The 20,390-nt window shown below is 47.5% G+C and carries 22 protein-coding genes; 12 read left to right on the top strand and 10 right to left on the bottom strand.

The genetic code is table 11. The features are described 5' to 3' along the window. Positions 1–38: 38 nt before the first annotated feature. On the bottom strand, positions 39–923 hold the full coding sequence (locus L1285_RS00820) for an alpha/beta fold hydrolase (protein WP_235410579.1): 885 nt from the start codon (positions 921–923) through the stop codon (positions 39–41). A gap of 137 nt (positions 924–1,060) precedes the next feature. Between L1285_RS00820 and L1285_RS00815 the strand changes: the two genes are divergently transcribed. Next, positions 1,061–2,362: an alkaline phosphatase gene (locus L1285_RS00815; RefSeq protein ID WP_235410578.1), complete on the top strand. Its 1,302-nt coding sequence runs from the start codon at positions 1,061–1,063 to the stop codon at positions 2,360–2,362. Between the two features lie 37 nt (positions 2,363–2,399). Here L1285_RS00815 and L1285_RS00810 read toward each other — a convergent pair whose 3' ends face one another. The 7 genes from L1285_RS00810 to L1285_RS00780 all read right to left on the bottom strand — a co-directional run bounded on the left by L1285_RS00810 (position 2,400) and on the right by L1285_RS00780 (position 8,671). After that, positions 2,400–4,445, bottom strand: coding sequence for an EAL domain-containing protein (locus L1285_RS00810; protein ID WP_235410577.1), 2,046 nt, complete (start codon positions 4,443–4,445; stop codon positions 2,400–2,402). A 146-nt stretch (positions 4,446–4,591) separates the two neighbouring features. Next, a complete protein-coding gene (locus tag L1285_RS00805) occupies positions 4,592–4,879 on the bottom strand; it encodes a hypothetical protein (RefSeq protein WP_235410576.1) in 288 nt (95 codons plus the stop codon). A gap of 47 nt (positions 4,880–4,926) precedes the next feature. Beyond that, the gene (tsaB, locus tag L1285_RS00800; RefSeq protein WP_235410575.1) at positions 4,927–5,613 is read right to left on the bottom strand and encodes a tRNA (adenosine(37)-N6)-threonylcarbamoyltransferase complex dimerization subunit type 1 TsaB; all 687 of its coding nucleotides are present in this window, start codon (positions 5,611–5,613) and stop codon (positions 4,927–4,929) included. After that, complete coding sequence (locus tag L1285_RS00795; RefSeq protein ID WP_046005227.1) at positions 5,603–7,525, bottom strand: ATP-dependent DNA helicase; 1,923 nt, start codon at positions 7,523–7,525, stop codon at positions 5,603–5,605. The genes tsaB and L1285_RS00795 overlap by 11 nt, the downstream gene beginning before the upstream one ends. Before the next feature lie 158 nt (positions 7,526–7,683). Then, positions 7,684–7,995, bottom strand: a complete 312-nt coding sequence (locus tag L1285_RS00790; protein ID WP_235410574.1) for a hypothetical protein — start codon at positions 7,993–7,995, stop codon at positions 7,684–7,686. A 107-nt stretch (positions 7,996–8,102) separates the two neighbouring features. Continuing rightward, on the bottom strand, positions 8,103–8,396 hold the full coding sequence (locus L1285_RS00785; protein ID WP_235410573.1) for a hypothetical protein: 294 nt from the start codon (positions 8,394–8,396) through the stop codon (positions 8,103–8,105). Between the two features lie 71 nt (positions 8,397–8,467). Continuing rightward, positions 8,468–8,671, bottom strand: coding sequence for a DUF1289 domain-containing protein (locus L1285_RS00780; protein ID WP_235410572.1), 204 nt, complete (start codon positions 8,669–8,671; stop codon positions 8,468–8,470). Positions 8,672–8,884: 213 nt separating this feature from the next. Here L1285_RS00780 and L1285_RS00775 point away from each other — a divergent pair, with 213 nt between their 5' ends. Further along, a complete protein-coding gene (locus L1285_RS00775) occupies positions 8,885–9,559 on the top strand; it encodes a 2OG-Fe(II) oxygenase (protein ID WP_235410571.1) in 675 nt (224 codons plus the stop codon). A 48-nt stretch (positions 9,560–9,607) separates the two neighbouring features. On the opposite strand, the gene L1285_RS00770 is transcribed toward L1285_RS00775, so the two are convergent. Then, the gene (locus L1285_RS00770) at positions 9,608–9,835 is read right to left on the bottom strand and encodes a hypothetical protein (RefSeq protein WP_235410570.1); all 228 of its coding nucleotides are present in this window, start codon (positions 9,833–9,835) and stop codon (positions 9,608–9,610) included. A 348-nt stretch (positions 9,836–10,183) separates the two neighbouring features. Between L1285_RS00770 and hisG the strand changes: the two genes are divergently transcribed. From hisG to L1285_RS00720, 10 genes are all read left to right on the top strand, one after another. Beyond that, positions 10,184–11,083 (top strand): ATP phosphoribosyltransferase, encoded by a 900-nt coding sequence (gene hisG / locus L1285_RS00765; RefSeq protein ID WP_046005230.1) that lies wholly within the window; start codon positions 10,184–10,186, stop codon positions 11,081–11,083. A 6-nt stretch (positions 11,084–11,089) separates the two neighbouring features. Further along, entirely contained in the window at positions 11,090–12,382 is a 1,293-nt protein-coding gene (gene hisD / locus L1285_RS00760; protein WP_235410569.1) for a histidinol dehydrogenase, read from the top strand. Then, positions 12,379–13,437, top strand: coding sequence for a histidinol-phosphate transaminase (hisC, locus tag L1285_RS00755; RefSeq protein ID WP_235410568.1), 1,059 nt, complete (start codon positions 12,379–12,381; stop codon positions 13,435–13,437). Before hisD ends, hisC begins: the two co-directional genes overlap by 4 nt. A gap of 2 nt (positions 13,438–13,439) precedes the next feature. Further along, positions 13,440–14,501 carry a bifunctional histidinol-phosphatase/imidazoleglycerol-phosphate dehydratase HisB gene (hisB, locus tag L1285_RS00750; RefSeq protein WP_235410567.1) on the top strand — a complete coding sequence of 354 codons (1,062 nt, stop codon included), beginning with the start codon at positions 13,440–13,442 and terminating at the stop codon, positions 14,499–14,501. After that, positions 14,498–15,088, top strand: coding sequence for an imidazole glycerol phosphate synthase subunit HisH (gene hisH / locus L1285_RS00745; protein WP_235410566.1), 591 nt, complete (start codon positions 14,498–14,500; stop codon positions 15,086–15,088). Before hisB ends, hisH begins: the two co-directional genes overlap by 4 nt. A 10-nt stretch (positions 15,089–15,098) precedes the next feature. Beyond that, positions 15,099–15,833 (top strand): 1-(5-phosphoribosyl)-5-[(5-phosphoribosylamino)methylideneamino]imidazole-4-carboxamide isomerase, encoded by a 735-nt coding sequence (gene hisA / locus L1285_RS00740; protein WP_235410565.1) that lies wholly within the window; start codon positions 15,099–15,101, stop codon positions 15,831–15,833. After that, entirely contained in the window at positions 15,815–16,588 is a 774-nt protein-coding gene (gene hisF, locus L1285_RS00735; protein WP_235410564.1) for an imidazole glycerol phosphate synthase subunit HisF, read from the top strand. The genes hisA and hisF overlap by 19 nt, the downstream gene beginning before the upstream one ends. After that, the gene (gene hisIE, locus L1285_RS00730) at positions 16,585–17,196 is read left to right on the top strand and encodes a bifunctional phosphoribosyl-AMP cyclohydrolase/phosphoribosyl-ATP diphosphatase HisIE (protein ID WP_235410563.1); all 612 of its coding nucleotides are present in this window, start codon (positions 16,585–16,587) and stop codon (positions 17,194–17,196) included. Before hisF ends, hisIE begins: the two co-directional genes overlap by 4 nt. 101 nt (positions 17,197–17,297) lie before the next feature. Beyond that, entirely contained in the window at positions 17,298–17,786 is a 489-nt protein-coding gene (locus L1285_RS00725) for a hypothetical protein (RefSeq protein ID WP_235410562.1), read from the top strand. A 213-nt stretch (positions 17,787–17,999) separates the two neighbouring features. After that, positions 18,000–18,551 (top strand): YkvA family protein, encoded by a 552-nt coding sequence (locus L1285_RS00720; protein WP_125718160.1) that lies wholly within the window; start codon positions 18,000–18,002, stop codon positions 18,549–18,551. A 50-nt stretch (positions 18,552–18,601) separates the two neighbouring features. On the opposite strand, the gene L1285_RS00715 is transcribed toward L1285_RS00720, so the two are convergent. After that, a complete protein-coding gene (locus L1285_RS00715; RefSeq protein WP_235410561.1) occupies positions 18,602–20,389 on the bottom strand; it encodes a M61 family metallopeptidase in 1,788 nt (595 codons plus the stop codon). Between the last annotated feature and the right edge of the window lies 1 nt (position 20,390).

Genomic DNA, 20,390 nt, shown 5'->3' with positions numbered 1-20,390 from the left:
AAAGCTGGGATAGTCCCACATTTAACACAAATATACAATCAGGAAACGTCCGGATGCGATATATGCGTCAAGATCTTTGTCAAAACTTGCTCTGGCTCTTCCATATGACAATGGTGCCCGCCAGCCACTTCAACGCTTGTAAACTGTTTAAAACATTGAGAAAACTGCCCCAAACTGTGCTTCATTTGCGCGTAGCCTGAGGAGCCCATGATTGCCAACGTGGGTGTCGCCACGTCTTGCAACAAAGACAGTGCCTGAGCACGTGAAAAGCGCATTGTGGACGGCAGTTTCAATTTAGGATCTGTCGTCAAACGCGCGCCCTCTTCAAGTTCTTCAATATTTCGCTCCATTAATATAGCAGCAATTTCTTCGCTGAAGTCACTCACTTTAACTCGTGCTTTGATGATAGCTTGTTTATCGGCAAACAGCCGCACACTGGAGCTGTTTGTTTGTTCAGTCACTTCTCGCGCAATAAACGCCTTGAGCAGTTGCTCCTTAGCATGCTTATCACTTTGATAAAGCAAACCTATACCATCTATTAATGTCAGAGTATTTACTTTTTCTGCATACAAGCTGGCGAATAAACCGCCCACCAGCGCCCCCATAGAATGGCCGACAATGTCGCATCGCGCAATCTCCATGGTACGAAGAAAGTTTAAAATATCATAAACATATTCGACGAAGTAATAATGTGCATCTGCACTTCGCCAGGCTGACTTACCATGGCCAACAAAGTCTAACGCAATAAATCTGTGCGTTTGCAGCACTTTATCGCTCAGACTATCCAAAATCGGCATAAAGCTATTGCTGTTATCCTGCCAGCCGTGCAACATCAATACCGTTTGTGGGCCATGGCCTAGTTCCTGATAAGCAAAACCACTTACTTCCCCTTGTTTTATCTTATTTTTATTAGCAGTCAACATAAATTCATATTCTTATTGTACGTATTGCTTTAATATTCTACCCATTCTGGCTCGGGTGCAAAGCATAAATCACACAGCTTACAATGATTTACCATGCACAAAGACGAGCACACATACGGGAACATTAAGGATCAACTATGACACGAAAACTAAGTGCCCTCGCATTTGCCCTGGGCTGTACCTTGTCAAACTCTGCACTCGCGGCGCCGAAAAATATCATCTATATGATTGGAGATGGCATGGGGCCGGCATTCACCACGGCTTATCGCTATATGCAAGATGATAAGACAACCAAAATGGTTGAGCCAACAGTATTTGATTCAATCCTGGTTGGGATGGCACACACTTATCCGGACGATGATACAGTAGTCACAGACAGCGCAGCAGGTGCCACGGCACTCAGCACTGCCTCGAAAAGCTATAACGGGGCAATTGCGGTAGATACACACAAACAATCGCTTAAAACCATGCTAGAGATTGCCAAAGAACGAGGCATGACCACAGCTTTGGTCGCCACATCACAGATCAACCACGCTACACCGGCCAGCTTTGCCGCACATAATGAGTCGCGTCGCAACTATGATGAAATCGCCGACGATTATATTGATAACAAAATTGCCGGTAAGTTACCTGTTGATTTAATGCTCGGCGGTGGTACTAAGTACTTTATTCGTGATGACCGCAACCTGGTTAGCGAATTTAAAGAAGCCGGTTATCAGTATACAGATCAGTTCGACAACCTGGATTCAATAAACCGCCTGCCCGCACTAGGCCTATTCGCTGATGTCGCTTTTGCGCATGCAATCGACAGTGATGAGCCAAAACGGTTGACAAAGATGACCAATAAAACACTGGAGCTATTAGACAAGCAAAATGAGAAAGGCTTCTTTGTTATGATCGAAGGCAGCCAGATTGACTGGTGTGGTCATGCCAATGATATCGCGTGCGCAATGAAAGAAATGGACGATTTTGCGGGGGCGATTAAAGTCGCCAAAGCGTATATTGATGCAAATCCAGACACATTATTGGTTGTTACCGCCGACCACTCTACGGGTGGCCTGACTTTAGGTAGTAATGGCGTGTATCAGTGGAAAACAGAGGTTGTTGCAAAAGCCAAATCCTCAGTCAAAGAGCTGACTAATACCCTGTTTGACATGAAAGCGGACCAAATGGGCAAAACCTGGACGCAACTAACGGGTTTACCTTTTGATAAAGAGACTAAAAAAGCGCTTGCAGGAGCACAGAAGGATTCCAAAGAGGCGTTTTATAAAACGGCCAATAAGCTTATCAATGATGCCAGCTACACGGGTTGGACAACTAAAGGACACACAGCGATTGACGTACCAATTTTTGCCTACGGGAAAGGACGCGATTCGTTCATTGGCTCTTTAAACAATACCCAGATTGCAGATAAACTGATTTCCTACATCGAGAAGTAATCAACTACACGGCGGATCAAACATGGGGTCCGCCTTTTTATACCGATGAGTCGGCGGCTTTATGCTGCTGACTCGATTCTGTCTGGCTCTGTAATAATGTCATTGCCTCTTCTATAGGCATGGCTTTGTAGTATAAAAACCCTTGCACACAATCAACCTGCGACTGCTTTACCAGATTCTCCTCTTCTTTTGTTTCAACTCCTTCTGCCACCAGCCTGAAGCCGAGCTTAGCTATCATCTCTGACAGATTGGTATATAAAGACACAGATTTGCAGTTGTAGTTGTCGGGCAAAAGGCTTCTGTCCAGTTTAATAGTGTCGATATTCAACTTGGATAATACAGACAGGCAGGAATATCCGGTACCGAAATCATCCATTGCACAGGCAATATGATGTGCGCGTAATAGATTAACCACATCGACCGTGCGATTAAAATCCTCAATATAACTGGATTCAAGCAACTCAACCTCAACCTGGCCGGGATAATCCGAAAAAGCTTTCACAATGCGTTTATATCCGCCGGTCAGCAAATTTTGTGGCGAGATATTAAAGCTCACTTTGGGCCTGAACCCTTCCCGTGCAAAGTGCTCGAGGTCCACTTCTAATTGGTCAATCACAAAATTATCTATGATGTGGAGTAGCCCGTGTTGCTCAAGCGTGGCCAGAAACCAGGGGCCCTGAATCCGGCCATCAGTGTTTTTTAACCTTAATAAGGCCTCAAAACCAACCACTTCTTTAGTGTATGGGTTTATCTTTGGCTGATAAAAAAGCATCAGTTCACCACTGTTCAGCGCATCAGTAACCTCCTTTAGACTGTGCACATTGATCTGTTCCTCGCGCTGCGTGCGGGTATATGAGCTTTCAGCTCCCGCTTCTATCAACCTGCCTGTGGTAAATCGCTTAAGTAACACGTCCAGCGCCTTTCCGGATAAGTTATGATCTCGGTTAAATTTTAAAAACGGATAATAAAGTGCCGCATTAAGCGCGATTAATATAACCTGCAGTAAAATACCACTAAAGCTCTGCGTCAGTAACCAGCCGCTGACAAACACAGGTGTGAACCAGGGAATATCCATCGCGGGATCCAAAGTAATCATCCCTGCAGAAATACATCCGTACGCAATCAATGCATTTAACAACGGGCTAAGCAAAAATGGGATAAGCAGATAAGGATTAAACACAATGGGCAAAGCATAGAGCATGACCTCACTGATGTTAAACAGCGCAAGCGGCGACGCTATCATGGCGATGCTGCGCTCGTGGCGTGCATTTTTAAGCAGCATTGAGGCGATGATCAGTCCCCAAATACAGCCCGTACCACCAATTATTACAAAGCAAGTGTAAAAGGCATAACTCGATAACTGAGGTAACACCTGATAATCGGTTAGCTCCCCAGATACTAACAGGTGATAGGTGTTATCCCCATGGACACCAATAAACCAGAGTAAATGTGAGAAAATCAGTTGTGCCGACACTTTCTCGAACACATTCCAGGTCGGATTAAGTAGCTTTAGAGTACTGTGCAGCTGACCTGCGAAATGATCTAAAATCGGGATCACTAACAAAATTATCGCAGTAACCAGAATATAAGGAATGATCAGGTTAAGGTGCTTACGCAAAAACAGGCTGATTGAGCTTATCCCAACCAGTCTTAGCCAGCGTATTCGCTCTATATAAGCGAGTAGATAGCAACACAGGACTGGCATAAGCAATGAATACAACATGCCATTGCGGTGCACTATGCTCAGTGTTCCCTGATTAATTTCGATGTAACCTGTGGTTGCTGTGAAGCAGGCAAGCACCAGAACTGGACCTGCTATGGTGTGGATCTTAAGGTTTTTCGACAGATAGTAGCTAAAAGATATCAGGGTTAATAGCGGAAAGATCCCCCATACCAGAGTGTTAAAGTCCCCCAGTGCCTGATACTTTAATTTATGTAAGTCATCTCCAAGCCACTGATTGAGCAAAGTGATCACAGACGCAACGATAAAAAACGGGATCAAGGCGATATAGCCTTCGCGTAGTGACAAAACAACCGTATTTGAAGAAAGTTTGAGTGCAAACTGGTTGAATCTGTTCAGCAAACTCGTAACCATAATTTGTTATTTTCTTTTAACATTACTCCAAAAGCAGATTAAAACAAATCAATTGACTAAATTTTTGCTGAAAAAAATTCAAGCGAGCGTGTGCTCTGATGCAACATGAAAAAATAGCATTGAGAGGAGAGATATCAGGCGTAAATGCTCACACCAAGTAAAGACTGTACTTCGCTGCGCCGTTCTTGATTTTGGATGGCGCTGTAGGCTTGCATAGCCACACTGCTCTTGTAACTGGGTTGGTCGTAGATAACGTCGCGCTTGTCTGCAGTATACTGCTGTGCAAGTGCAACGCCGGCATCCGAAAAATTTAGCTTAGCGCTCGGTTTGGGAGGCGTAACGGGTTCACTGGCAGCAGGTTTAGCAACCGACTGCCTGAGCTGATAAGTATCCTGATTCTGAACAAGCTGGTTGATTTTCATCAGTCAATATCACTAAAAACCCAACACATCAGTATAAGATTAGCCTGTTATTCGCGCCCGGGCAACTTCTTCCAGGTGACCGTATCTCTGACATACTGCGGCTGAGCGTCAGCGGCATTAACAACCTGCCCGGATTCAAACTGCACAGCGCCAATTTCAAGCATATACTCGGCATGCGGCAAGGTGATAGCGTCGTGTACTTCGAGTGCTAATTTCTCAGCAACCTCTGAATAAGTCTGCCAGCCTGTGCCCACGGCCAGCACGCCTGCAAAATCCCCTTCAATGAGTTCAGGCTTGATCACGCTTTCATCACCCAAAGCAACCGCCTGGTTGCTTTCTGAGCGGGTATAATGACAAAGATACACTTCGCCCATGCGTGCATCGATGGCAACCAGAACCTGCTTGGCATCCGTCTGTGCAAAAGCCTGCTGCGCCATGGCCTGCAAGGTAGAAACCCCCGCCAGCTGCAAATTTCCCGAATACGCCAGCCCCTGTGCAACAGACACACCGATCCGCACCCCGGTAAAACTACCCGGTCCACGACCGAATACTAGACCATCCAGGTCTTTGAGCTGACAACCTGCCTCAGAAAACAGCTGCTCAACTAAAGGGAGTATTTTCTGACTGTGTTGCTGAGGGCACTCTTCAAAGTGACGATAAAGGTTGCCGTTAAACGACAACGCCAGGCTCAGAGCTTCTGTTGAAGCATCCAGGGCAAGCAAATTAGTTTTCATGCTGGTCAATATTCTCTAAAAATGACAAGGCCTTATCCAAATCACGGGTCCGTGACATGGGAGGCAAACTTTTAATAAAGGTTTCACCGTATTTTCGCGTAACCAGACGATTATCGCAAATAATTAGCACACCTTTGTCTTTCTTATCCCGAATGAGGCGCCCTACGCCCTGCTTTAGCGCAATGACGGCAAGGGGGAGCTGAATTTCATCAAACGGCTCTTTGTCCTGCAATTGGGCATCTTTCATTCGAGCCTGTAATAAAGGATCATCCGGTGAGGTAAACGGCAATTTGTCTATGAGTACGCAACTGAGTGTATCGCCGCGCACATCAACGCCTTCCCAGAACGATGCGGTGCCCATAAGTACCGCATTACCATGGCGAACAAACTGCTCCAGAATGATGCGCTTTGACGCCTGCCCCTGCATGAATACCGGATATTCAGTCGCGGTGCTCAAACCTTCATACACCAGATGCATAACGCGGTAACTGGTAAAGAGTAAAAACGTACGCCCCTTTGCGGCATTGATCACTTGCTTCGCAATTTTTACCAACGCATGTGGCATCATTTCATCTTTGGTTTCTGGCAAATAACGAGGCAGACAAAGCACCGCCTGTGATTCGTAGTCAAACGGGCTATCGACAATTGCCTGATGGTCAGGCTCAAGGCCCAGGCTGGCATTAAAATGCGCCAGGCTGTTATCTACCGACAAGGTAGCCGAGGTAAACACAAAGCTAGCCTCACTTTTGGCCATCATATCTTTAAAGCGGTTCGATACATCCAGGGGCGTAATGTGTATGGTCAAAAAGCGCCGGGTGGTTTCAAACCAATAGCTAAAGCCCGGCAGACTCACGTCAAAGGCTCTGTCGAGCTGCCCTTTAAAGGACAAAACCCGCTCAAGCGGATGCTCGATTTTATCAGAGCGGTCGAGGCACAACTTAAGCACCTGATATAAAAAATCCAGATTGCTGATCACTCTGTGCAGTGCATCGCAGATCACTTTGTCCTGAAGCTTTTCCCGCCAATCTCCCCGGGCACCATCGCTGCCAAACACCAGTCGCAGATCGGCAACACTGGTCTCCAGCTTATTTAGTGTTTTTCCCAGCTGCAGCATATCCGGTATATCGCTGCGATAAATCAGCCTTAAATCATTGATCAGGGCCTGTAGCTGCTTGGTACTGATGGACTCCCCAAAGTAATCGGATGCAATTTCGCCCAGCTGATGCGCCTCGTCAAAAATATAGCTATCTGCGGTTGGCATCAACTCAGCAAAGCCCGATTCCTTGACCGACATATCGGCAAAAAACAAGTGGTGGTTGATCACTACCAGATCTGCTTCAGCTGCCTTGATCCTCGCCTTGCGTATATAACACTCAGAGAAGTCAGGACAGTCCTTCCCTAAACAGTTATCTGCTGTGGAATTAACATAAGGCAGCACTTTGGCATCTTCTTCAATGCCCACACAATCAGCCAGGTCGCCACTTTGCGTTTCTGTAGCAAACTTAGCCACCATCGCCAGCTGGTGCATAACGTCAGGATCGTCACTGGGTACATGCGCCACATGCTCATTCAAACGATAAGTGCACAGATAATTCGCCCGCCCCTTAAGCAAGGCAACTTTGCGACCTTTGCCAAGCGCTTTAAGTAGCTCAGGCAAATCTCTGTGGTAGAGCTGTTCCTGCAATGCTTTGGAGCCGGTCGAAATGATGACCTTTTTGTCGTTCAAAAGCGCCGGAACCAGATAAGCAAATGTCTTACCCGTACCTGTACCTGCTTCAACCACACACTGACCGCCCTCTTTGACCACCTGATCTATGGCTTCAGCCATATCGATTTGAGGCTGTCTTGGCTGATAACCGCTAAAATGGTGAGCCAGGGGGCCGTTTTCTGAAAAATACTGTGTGATAGACAAAATTAAAGCACTGCATAATGACTGGGCGACGCAATTCTATGGTGGATAGAGAGTAAGCGCAAGTCAGCACGCTTTTATTGCTTACTTCATAAAAGCAGGACACAAACCTTAATTTTTGATTTGTATTACCCGCCTTTCGACTAGATGCCCATTTTTGCTCAAAGTGGCCTCTGAGCATCAAGAAAAAATTCATTCAACTCTTTGAAGAAATAGAATAAATTCCCTCCTTTATCGAGAAAAAGATACCACAGCGACACTAAAATAGAAAAGACTCCCAAAAGAAAGATCCCCAAAGCACTACCCGCTATATCTGCAGCAGGTGACCCCTTTGGAAGCTTCCCAAATCCATAGAGCCGATAAGCAAGATATGAAACCCGGATATAATAAATGCCACCTGGTAGAGCAAAAAATATAATCCCTAACGTAAAAAGAGCGTAGATAACTAAGTCGAACCAGTTGTTAATTTCCAATTTAATTTCCCACAAACGTAATTAGGCAGCCCAATTATCAGTGCTTATTTGTCCGCTGTGTACACTCCAAGCACTTTAATACACAGGTTGAAACTACTCCCTGACTCTCATCGATTTCCAAATACCTTTTTATACCAGTATGACTGTTGATTGTGCTTAAACCATATTCTGTTGCCTTCACTCAGAAATGTCTTTAGTTGCTTCATATTAACGCCGTAGCGATAAAACAGGGCGATGATCTCTCTTAGTTCTTCATCGCCCAGGGACTGGTTTGTATCAATGATTATCGAAAACCCTTGTCCATAGACATCATTAACGCCTGACAACGCATTTAATCGGTCAAAAAAGCTCTGCTCATCCGCCGGTGACAAAAACTTAATATTCTTAGCTTCTAACTTCATGTATTTCATATTTTTTGTGCCATATCAATATCAAAGACCGTTTACAGTCAGCAGATAGATTAATGCACACATCAGCGCGCTTTTCTCTTCTCACAGGCCTGTAAAACAATTCTTTTTTGCTCATTGCTGGATGACTGCCAGTTCATGATTTCGTTTAGCGTCCTATAACACCCAACACAGATATCGTTATCGTCTAGACAACAATGGCGGATACAAGGCGATGGCACCTGCACCGCTTGTTCAGGCGTCGAATTGGGTTCTTTGTTTACGCTCATCAATCTACTCCGTAACACTGAACCAAGTATTATACCCCATTAGACACAAGCTGAGATATTTTGCTTGCCAGCGGATAAAAAATGACTATGATGCGCGCAGCAAAGCAGGCAGCAAGCCATAAAGCCCAGAGCCATGAGGTTTAGATTACTTCTTCTCTTTTGCTTTAATGACACATTTTTTGATTTTGATACGACTTACTATAGCAAATCAGGTTGGCCGCTTTAGTTCATTTTCGTGCAGCGCACGGCGACTCCCCCACAGACGAGACACTGTTTTCACTTATTGCTGATGATTTACTGAGCCAGGGCTATAGCATTCGCCCTGGTGCGCTGCCTCTTGATTTGGCAGACGATTTACTGGCCTATCAGCACAGTTTAAATACGCAAAAGTATGAACATGCCGGCATTGGCCGGGGCGGTGATTTCTTACATAACGACTTTGTGCGTACAGACGAAATTTGCTGGATAAACGGCGAGTCAGAGCCCGGACAACGCTGGCTTGACTGGACCTGCCGGTTGCAACAGTTTTTAAACCGTCGCTTGTTTATGGGCCTGTTTTCTTTTGAAAGTCATTTTGCTCATTACGCCAGCGGCAGTTATTACAAGCGTCATTACGATGCGTTTAGAGGTGAAACCAACCGCATCCTGTCACTGGTTACCTATCTGAACCCTGGGTGGGGACATGATGATGGGGGGGAAATGGTACTCTATCGGGATGATACTGACCTTGAAGGCATAAAAGTGGTCCCTTTGCACGGCACACTTGCCTTGTTTTTGAGTGAAGAGTTTCCCCATGAAGTACTTCCCGCTAAGCGGGACAGATACTCTGTTGCAGGCTGGTTCAGGGTAAATACCTCGATTGCGGGTAAGATAGATCCCCCAAGATAAAAGCGCGGCAAGCGCAAATAAGTCGCCATACCCGGGCCTGAGAGAATTTTAGGCCCAAGTATCTAAGTGTTGCTCTTCGTCGTCGATTTCACTGTCATCTTCGTCTTTTTTGCGCGCATCTTCCTCTTTATGCTTTTGCTGCGCCATCTCCAGTAGGTGCTTTTTACGCTTAACCCTTTCTGTTCGATTGCCGAGCACTCCTGCAACTTTAAACGGGCCATCATGACTCACCTGCAACCGAACTATCGGCGCCAGGAACGGCTTAAATGCATCCATAATCCACCTCATTTCGTGGTATTTCATGCCTTTATTATCGACAGTTATAATTTATTCTTTAATTTATGCAAAAAAGTACTTGCGCGCAATTCCTCTCCTGTGTTTATCTATAAATACATTTTGAGCGCCTGATGCGCGTCACGTTTTAGATAAACAACGAGAGAATCTGACATGCTTATTACACTGACTGCTATCCATCATCACCATCATACACCGGGATAACCTATCAGGTATTTCGCTGGTGGGTTATTCCTTCAAGGAACCTCCGGCGAACTAGCACTCAACATAATTTATTTTCGCCCTGAGGTTCCCTCGGGGCTTTTAGTTTTTAAACTTAGGAAATAAATTATGAACACCAACAACCGTTTACGAATTGCAATTCAAAAATCTGGCCGTCTTTCTAAGGATTGTCAGTCACTGCTCAAACAACTTGGAATTAAATTAAATCTGCGCGAACAGCGCCTGATCGCCCACTCTACCAATATGCCAATCGATGTCCTGAGAGTCCGTGATGACGATATCCCGGGTTTGGTCATGGATGGTGTATGCGATCTGGGCATTGTCGGTGAAAACGTGCTGGTTGAAACGCAGGCTGAACGTCAACGCAACGGGCAGCCCAGCGAAGTCAGCAAGCTCGCAAAACTCGACTTTGGTTATTGTCGTCTGGCACTAGCCTGGCCTCAGGAACTGGGTATGCAGGATAAAAGCTGGTTCAACGGCAAACGCATCGCAACCACATACCCTGAGATTTTGAAGCAGTACCTCGAACAAGAGCAGATTGATGCCAGTGTCGTTATGCTAACGGGCTCGGTAGAAGTTGCCCCTCGTGCTGGTCTTGCCGATGCAATCTGCGATTTGGTATCAACCGGCGCAACGCTCGAAGCAAACGGCCTGATGCAGGGCGACACTATTTTAGAATCGAACGCCTGCCTTATCCAAAACGCCAACCTCAGTGACGACAATAAGCTCTCACTTATCAACAAACTGATGCCTCGTTTGCGCGGTGTTAAACAGGCAAAAGAAAGCAAATACATTATGTTGCACGCGCCAAAAGCGAAACTTGATGAGATCTGCGCGTTGTTGCCCGGAACAGGTCAACCAACCCTGCTTGCTCTGGCCGGAAGCGAAGAATATGTTGCTCTGCACATGGTCAGCAGTGAAACCCTGTTCTGGGAAACCATGGAAGAGCTTAAAGCACTCGGCGCAAACTCTATTCTAGTTATGCCAATCGAAAAAATGATGGAGTAACCACGCATGTTTATCTGGAATGAGGCGAACCGGGCTCAACAAAAGGCAGCACTTGAACGCCCTGCCGTAACTATCAGTGATGAGCTGGAAAAAGTGGTTGCAAAAATCATTGCAGAAGTCGAGCTTAACGGTGATGAAGCACTGCTGGAATATGCCCGCAAGTTCGATAAACGTGCTCAGCCTCGGTTACTGGTATCCGCAGAAGAAATACAGGCCAGTGAAGGCGTTATTTCAGCGCAACTAAAACAGGCAATCGATCAGGCTTATAGTAATATTCGCGCATTTCACGCACTACAAGTGCCTGTAGAAAAACGCCTCGAAACACAACCAGGTGTTATATGCGAGCTTAAGTATCAAGCCATTGAAGCGGTTGGTCTGTACGTTCCGGGCGGCAGTGCGCCACTGCCCTCCTCTGTATTGATGCAAGGGGTCTGTGCGCAACTGGCAGGGGCACAAACAATTGTATTGTGTACCCCGGTAAACGGCGAACAAGGTATCGATCCCGCCATCTTATATGCAGCGAAAAAGTGCGGCATTACCACAATCGTTGAAAGCGGTGGCGCCGGTGCAATTGCTGCGATGGCACTGGGTACCCAAAGCGTGCCTAAAGTAGACAAAGTGTTTGGACCGGGAAATGCCTTTGTGACTATGGCCAAACAACTATTGTCGCAATCGCTGCCAGGATTTGCCATTGATATGCCCGCAGGACCTTCAGAAGTATTGGTCATTGCCGATGAGCGCGCTAATCCGGCTTACGTTGCAGCTGATCTGCTATCGCAAGCCGAACATGGCCCCGACTCTCAGGTACTGCTGCTCAGTAACAGCAAACAGCTTATTAAAGAGGTCCAGGGCGAGCTGGACCGTCAGTTGTTGCAACTAAGCCGCGCAGATATCGCCAAACAGGCACTTGAAAATAGCACGCTTATTCTGGTCGAAGATATTGAACAAGCATTTGCGGTTAGCGCCGAGTATGGACCTGAGCACCTGATATTACAGCTCGGTGAACCAGAGCCCTATCTACCTTTAGTTAAAAATGCCGGCTCTGTGTTTGTTGGTGACTACACGCCAGAGTCAGCGGGTGATTACGCGTCGGGTACTAACCATGTATTGCCAACTTATGGTTACAGCCGCTGCTATTCGAGCCTTAACCTGCTCGACTTTTATCGCACTTACACGCAACAGACAATCAGTAAAGGGGGTTTACAGTTACTAAGCAAGGCCATTTTACCCCTGGCTGAGGCGGAAGGCCTGGATGCCCACGCCAATGCTGTCAAAATAAGGCTGGAGAACAACGCATGAGTCAAATTCAATTACCTGAAAATATCGCCTCACTGAGCGCTTATAGTTCAGCAAAGAGCGAAAAGCTCACCGGCACAACCTGGCTTAATGCCAACGAAAGCCCTTATTCACGGCGTGTGAGCCTCAACTTTGAAGCACTCAACCGCTATCCGGACCCACAACCCGAAGCGGTGATCAACGCTTACGCCAGTTATGCGGGCCTTAACCCAGAGCAGGTGTTGATGACACGTGGCGCTGATGAAGGCATCGAGCTGTTAGTACGTACTTATTGTACACCCGGCCAAGACAAGATTGCTTTGTTCCTGCCCACGTACGGTATGTATAAAGTAACGGCAGATACCCACAATGTCGGGATCACAGCACTTGAGCAGAGTCTGTTGCAACAAGGCAGCGCCGCAGAAATTGCAGACGCTGCTGGCAACGCCAAGCTGGTATTTATCTGTAACCCCAATAACCCGACCGGCGCAGCGGTAAGTACAGACAAAATTGCTGCAATTGCAGCGGCCCTCAAAGGCAAGGCACTGGTCGTTGTCGATGAAGCTTATATTGAGTTTTGTGAACAACTCACCGCAGCGAGCCTGTTATCGGATTTCGATAACCTGGTAGTACTGCGAACCTTGTCAAAAGCTTTTGCCCTGGCCGGGCTCAGAACCGGGTTTACCCTGGCTTCGCCCGACGTGCTTGCACCAATCCGCAAGGTTATCGCTCCTTATCCGGTGTCTGCTGTAGTGGCGCAAATCGCACAAGAAACACTGACTCCGGATGCCATTACCCAGATGCGCCGTCAGGTCAGTATTCTCAATAAAGCAAAAGAAAAGCTTACTGAGGTGCTTGGAGGATCCGAAAAAATTGCCAAAGTCATGATTGGCGAAGGCAACTTTATTACAGTCCAGGTACGACAGGTAAACGACATTAAACAGGCGATGCAATCAGGTCTTATCATGCGTCCCTTTACCCTCTTCGGTGAGGATAATTGGTTACGCATTTCAATTGGTAGCGAGCAGGAATTAGAACAAGTCAGACACTGGCTGACACAACCACAGGCAGAACAATAACAATGAGCACACCTTATTTATTCATCGACCGGGATGGCACATTAATTGAAGAACCCATTTCGGACAAACAGGTAGACAGTCTGGAAAAACTGGCCTTGCTGCCCAACGTGATCCCGGCTTTACTGTCGTTGCAGGCCGCCGGCTACAAGCTGGTCATGGTTTCAAATCAGGACGGACTGGGCACCGACAGCTTTCCCGAGGAAGACTTCGCCCTGCCCCACAATCAAATGATGGCGATTTTTACCAGTCAGGGGATCCGTTTTGAAGACGTGTTGATTTGTCCGCACTTTGACGAAGACAACTGTCAGTGCCGAAAGCCTAAAACGGGTTTGCTGACCAACCTGATGCGCTCGGGTAAAGTCGATCTGGCGAACTCCTATGTGATTGGTGACAGGCAAACCGATGTCGAACTGGCTAACAATCTGTGTATTGAAGGAATTCTTTATGACGATAACTGGCCTGAAATTGTCACCCGCTTGACGACGCAAAACCGTCAGGCGTCTGTTCAGCGTAATACCAAAGAAACGCAGATCAGTCTGGCACTTAATCTGGACCAAAATAGTGTGGGGTCTATCAGCACTGGCCTTGGCTTTTTTGACCACATGCTGGATCAAATTCGCACACACGCAAACATCGGCCTGACGATAGAAGCCAGTGGCGACCTGCATATTGATGAGCACCACCTGGTAGAGGACATTGGCATTGCCCTTGGCCAGGCACTGAAACAGGCGCTCGGTACTAAATCTCAGATCGCCCGTTATGGCTTCGCGCTGCCAATGGATGAATGCAAAGCTGAATGTCAGCTGGACTTATCTGGCCGGGCATCATTTGTGCTGAACGCCGACTTTAGTCGTGAAAAAGTGGGCGATCTGGATGTACAAATGGTTGAGCACTTCTTTAAGTCGCTGGCAGATAACGCCAACATCAGTCTGATCCTGTCGGTCAGCGAAGGTAACTGCCACCACCAGGTAGAAGGCTTGTTTAAAGTCTTTGCACGAGCGCTGCGTATGGCCATCGCCAAAGATACCAGCCAGCAAACTGCAAGCTCTAAGGGGTGCTTATGATTGCCATTATTAACACGGGCTGTGCCAATATCAACTCGGTACGCTTTGCCTTTGAACGTCTGGGTGTCAACCCGGAAGTGATCCGCGACCCGGCAAAGCTAAAGCAATTTGACAGGGCGGTGCTACCCGGCGTCGGACACGCCTCTGTGGCAATGAAACGCCTGCGCGACCAGGGTTGGGACACCGCCATCGCTGAGTATCAGAATCCGCTCATGGGCATTTGTCTTGGCATGCAGCTGCTGTGCGACGAAACCGAAGAAGGGAACGTTCAGTGTCTGGGCCAAATGCCCGGCAAAGTCCGCTATCTTGAAACCGGTCAGTTAAACAGTCCGCACATGGGCTGGAATACCTTGTCTGTGTGCAAGGCACACCCGCTGACACAAGGGCTTAACCCAGACGATCAGGTGTATTTTGTCCATAGTTTTGCCCACGCCAGCAATGCCAACACACTGGTCGAAAGCGAATATGGCACACGTTTCTCTGCCGTGGTTGCCAAAGACAATTATGCCGGTATGCAGTTTCACCCGGAGAAAAGCGCCAAAGTCGGTGCAACATTACTGAATAACTTCCTGAACTGGCAATTATAAGGACAAGATAATGATCATTCCTGCATTAGATGTATTACAAAACCAGATTGTACGCCTGTATCAGGGCAAGTATGACACCGCACAGTTCTACCCCTTCGAACTGGCAAGTCGCTTAAAAGCCTATCAGGATGCGGGCGCCGCTAAATTACACCTGGTTGATCTGGAAGGCGCGCGCGACCCAAAAAAGAAGCAATGGCAACAGATCCAGCAAGCCACTGCCGAATTGACGGCCCCTTATCAGGTCGGCGGCGGGATCCGTCGTTATGAAGACGTGAAGCAATGGCTTAAAGCAGGTGCACAACAAGTGGTGATTGGCTCCATGGCCGTAGACAGTAAAGAAGAAGTTGCCGCATGTATTAAAGAGTTTGGTGCCGAGCGCTTTGTCATCGCACTGGATGTAAAACGCAGCGCATCGGGCTGGGCAGTTGCCACCCATGGCTGGCTCGAGGAGTCTCAGTTAAGCCTGTTTGAACTCATTGATTTTTACCTGGCGCTGGGCGTGTATGATTTCTTATGCACGGACATCAGTAAAGATGGCACCATGACAGGCCCCTCTTTTGCACTCTACCAGGAAATCGTCACGCACAGTCCAGGCGTCAGGGTTCAGGCTTCGGGTGGGGTCAGCAGTTTAGATGATATTCGTCAGTTGATTGAACTGGGCGTCAGTGGAATTATTCTGGGTAAGTCATTACTGGATGGCGCATTTACTGTTGAGGAGGCAATCGCATGTTATCAAAGCGCATAATCCCCTGCCTCGATGTCAAAAATGGTCAGGTTGTTAAAGGCATTAAGTTTAAACAACACGAAATCGTTGGCGAGATCCTTGAGCTTGCCGCGCTTTACAGTCAGGCCGGAGCCGACGAGCTGGTGTTCTATGAGATCAGTGCCAGCGTTGAGAAACGCTTGCTGGATGTTAACTGGGTCAGGGACATAGCCCGCCATATTGATATTCCTTTTTGCGTCGCTGGTGGCATTAAGTCGGTGGCAGATGCCGCGAAAGTTTTGGAACAAGGCGCGGATAAAATTTCCATTAACAGCCCGGCAATCGCGCGGCCCGAACTCATTAAAGAGCTGCACGATGAATTTGGCAAACAATGTGTGGTCGTTGGTATAGACAGCTTTTTTGATGCCAACACCGGCGAATATCTGGTGTACCAGCTAACCGGCGACCCTAACAGCGCGAGCCAGACACGCTATAAAACCAGTGAATGGGTACAGCGTGTTCAGGAACTTGGAGCCGGGGAAATTGTCCTCAACTGCATGAACCAGGATGGCGTACGAAAAGGCTATGACATTGAACAGCTGAGCAACATTCGCAAACAATGTGACGTACCACTGATTGCCTCTGGCGGCGCGGGCGTTATGCAGGACTTTGTTGATGTTTTTCAGCAAGCCGATGTCGACGGCGCGCTGGCAGCCAGCGTTTTTCACAAACAACTCATTGAAATTGATGCGCTTAAGCAATATTTAGCGGCTAACAAGGTGCCTTGCAGATTATGAAACTCACTCCGGACAACCTCACAACTCTAGATTTTGATAAAATGGCGCTGATCCCTGCCATCGTTCAGGACGCACAAAGCGGTGTTATCCTGATGCAGGGCTTTATGGATCAGGCTGCACTCAACGCTACCTTTGAAAAAGGCCTGGTCACCTTCTACTCTCGCTCAAAACAGCGGCTGTGGACCAAAGGTGAAGAGTCAGGCAATGTGTTAAAGCTGGTTTCAGCTTACACAGATTGCGATCGCGACAGCCTGCTACTGCTTGCAAACCCTGCCGGACCAACCTGTCACCTTGGCACACAAAGTTGTTTTGCCGACGCGCGTCCGGCAATTAGCTTCTTGTCTGAGTTGGAGCGCGTCATTTGCGAGCGTAAAGACGCCGATCCAGAACAGAGTTACACGGCCTCTTTGTTTGCCAAAGATCTCAGCCGCAGCTGCCAAAAAGTCGGCGAAGAAGGGGTTGAAGTGGCGCTGGCCGCCATGAAGCAAGACCAACTGGAATTGCGCAACGAATCTGCGGATCTGCTCTACCACCTGATTGTATTGCTGCAACGCAGTGGTTTATCCCTTGAGCAAGTTGTAGAAACACTGAGCGAGCGTCATAAATAACGCTGAGTTTTCTGCGAACTCAGCCTGCTTCATGCTATGCTCAGGCCAGTTGAGTCATTTCAGGCTCAACTGGCTCCACAATTCAGATGAAGGATATAGCCATGAATCATCGCCAGTTTATTCTCCCTATTGCGCTGCTATCACTCACCGCATGTCAACAGCTACCAGCTGACGTACAACAACGTGTAGACACAATGAGTGACTGTGAAAAAGTACTTGCCCTGACAAGCGGCGCCCAGGACGACTTTGCCCAGCTTAAAGGCAGTGAGGTCAGCTCACCATTGATGAGCGCCTGGCAACCAAAAGCCCACTTGATAGCCAATAGTTGCCAGATCAACCAGTACAACAGCGGGCGTGTCGCCTACGAATGTACAAAATCGCTCAATAGCGAGGCCGACGCGACGGCGCTTTTTAACAACGTCGAACAGCAATTAAATGCCTGCCTGGGATCTTCATGGCAACATAGCCAAATAAAAACCGATTCCCTGCTTTATACCAGTAGCGCTTCAGATGCAAAAATTACCCTTAGTCAGGGGACGGGTCTGGATCGAAAAACGCCGTGGGTTATCTCATTAGAAATTTCCCAATAGCAGCATCACAGGCAGGTGTTTACCATCTGCCCAACTTTTGTCTAATTTGACAACAAACACGCCGCATTCTTTAATAAATCTTTGATCCGCTCTTAATTATTAGTACCTAAAGTGGCATAGTGTTGTTAGCAGTTAAGGTGGGTTTGACAACTTATCAATAACCACCTAACTTCAGACATCAAAATAAAAATCAAAATCCTCAGGGAGAACCCAGTGTCAATTGAAATCAACTTTGAATTATCCGATGCCGATCTGGCGCACTTTCGTAGCATGATGAATGCAACCATCGAAAAAAGCCAGGGCTTGAGCGACGACGAAATCATCAGCAAGGCCAAAGAGCTGGTCAACAACATGGAAAAGTCTAACTTACCTGAGTTTGTGCGCACGCGCATGATGTCACTTGCTGCACTGATTGATGCAGTACAGGACGAAGAATGGCAAATGCCTGAAGATGAAAAGCGCGAAATCATGCTATCTTTGGCCTATTTCAGTGAGCCTGAAGACATAGTGCCAGACAACGTCCCTGTGCTGGGTTACATTGATGATGCCATCATGATTGAGTTGGTGCTGCAGGAATTATCTCTGGATTTAAGTGCTTATCGTCAATTCTGCGGCTTCCGCGCAACGGAGGAAGCCCGCCGTGGTGATGCTGCAAAAGTAGACCGCGAAAGTTGGCTGGCTGGTACGCGCTCTCAGATCCGCTCTTCTATGCGCCGCAATCGCTCGACCACGAAGAAGTCACGATTCTTTTCTCGCATTATGTAATGTAATCGTATTCAAAAAAGGGAGCCTCGGCTCCCTTTTTTGTGTCGTGTTTATTGGCTTGTTTGCCCGGCATTAGGATGCGCTACACCCATCCAGGCGCGATACAACATCTGTTGACGCTGCGTAGGCTGCAACAGTGCTGTGACCTGCTTTGGTTTTGATTGTACTTCGCTCAATGTCAATTCTGTAGACATCAGTTTGTCGCGACGAATAAAGTCAACAACCACCTTTTGCCCAGGCTCAAACAGTGCCAACGTTTTGTCCAGTGTATTTCTCACCTGATGCTTGTTTAGCGCCACCAGTTTATCACCACTTGTTAATCCCGCCTGCCAAGCGTTGCCGTTGCGTGCCACATGACTTAACTCAAGTAACTCGCCGTTGGATTTTGCCTGACCGTCAAAACCGGCAATAACCTCGCTGCCTGCAGGGTATTGATAAGTCAGTCCCACCTTTTCGAACAACGCATCCACATCCAGAATAAACGGCGTATCAATGTTCTTTGCCCACCACTGGGTGTGATCCTGACCACTGATCTCGGTTAGGATATCTAACACATCCTGGCTATTAAACGAGTTTGGCAACGCATGGCGCTTTGCCAATAGAGCGTGTACATCACGGTAACTCACCTTTCCATCACTGTCGTCTAACAGCTTAATGTCCAGCATCATCGACACCAAAGCGCCTTCTGAATAAATATTAGTACTGAAGTTTTTGCCGTGGTCGCCGCCCTGATTAATCCATTTATCAAAGCTGGTTTGCGCCACGCTCTGTATTTCTCTGCCCGGCGTCTTTAGGTGGCGATTAATGCGTTTACTCAGGCCTTGATAATATTCCTCATGGGTAATAATACCGGCACTTAACAACAGGAAATCCTCAAGGTAGCTGGTCGAGCCTTCCGCCAGCCAAAGTAAATCGCTGTAGTTTGGATTGACATAATCGTACGGGACTAACCCGGCAGGCCGGTAATTTTTTACATTCCAGGTATGGATAAATTCATGTGCCGCGGTAGCAATAAACCCGATGTAATCATCACGTTTGGCGAAAGCATCTCTGTGACGCTGAATAATCGTCGAATTAAGATGCTCGGTTGCGCCTCTGGCACCACTGGTCGCATGCACCATAAACACATACCGCTCATAAGGGTAATTCTGCCAGATAAGACTGCCAGTCTTGACCAGTTTTTTCAGGTCGCTCAGCATCAAATCAACGTCGTAATTGCCCTCTCCCCAGATAACCAGTTCATAATCCCGTCCGTCTACACGAAATTTATGAAGCTGGTTTATGCCAGATTCGATGGGGGAATCGACTAACACGTCAAAATTTGCAGCACTGAAGCGGTGCTCGCTGCCAGCAAAGTCCATTCCCGATACAGAGCGCCACTGACCAGGTACTTGCATCTCAACAGTTAGCGGTTCATTGCGAAACGACTCGCTGAACATGAAAAAGCCAGAAGCATCAACAAAAGCATGACTATCATCAATATGCCTCGCCCTGAGGCCAAGCTCATTGGCGTAAACCTGGTAATTAACGGTCACCTCAGTCGGGCTATCCAGATGAACACGCCAGGTGCTTTTGTCTATTTTGTGCCAGGTCAGCTCGCGGCCCTCTGCGTCGTTTGCATCAAAGGCGCGGATCCCGTTCGCCAGATTAAGGATTTCATAGCGCCCTGTTCGCCAGTCGGCCAGTTTAATGTCCAGGTGCGCCTGAGCACTTTTAGGAAAGGTAATTTCAACCTCACCCAGATGGTGCTCTGGCTGGGTTATTTTCAGGGTATACTCGACGTCCGACAATGCCGGGAAAGCACTCAATGCAAAGAGCAGAGAACAGATTTTTTTCATA

The sequence above is a fragment of the Pseudoalteromonas sp. DL2-H2.2 genome (assembly GCF_021532535.1).
Lineage (GTDB): Bacteria > Pseudomonadota > Gammaproteobacteria > Enterobacterales > Alteromonadaceae > Pseudoalteromonas > Pseudoalteromonas rubra_A.
The sequence above is the reverse complement of the archived record's forward strand: the minus strand, read 5'-3'. Positions and strand labels throughout refer to the sequence as shown.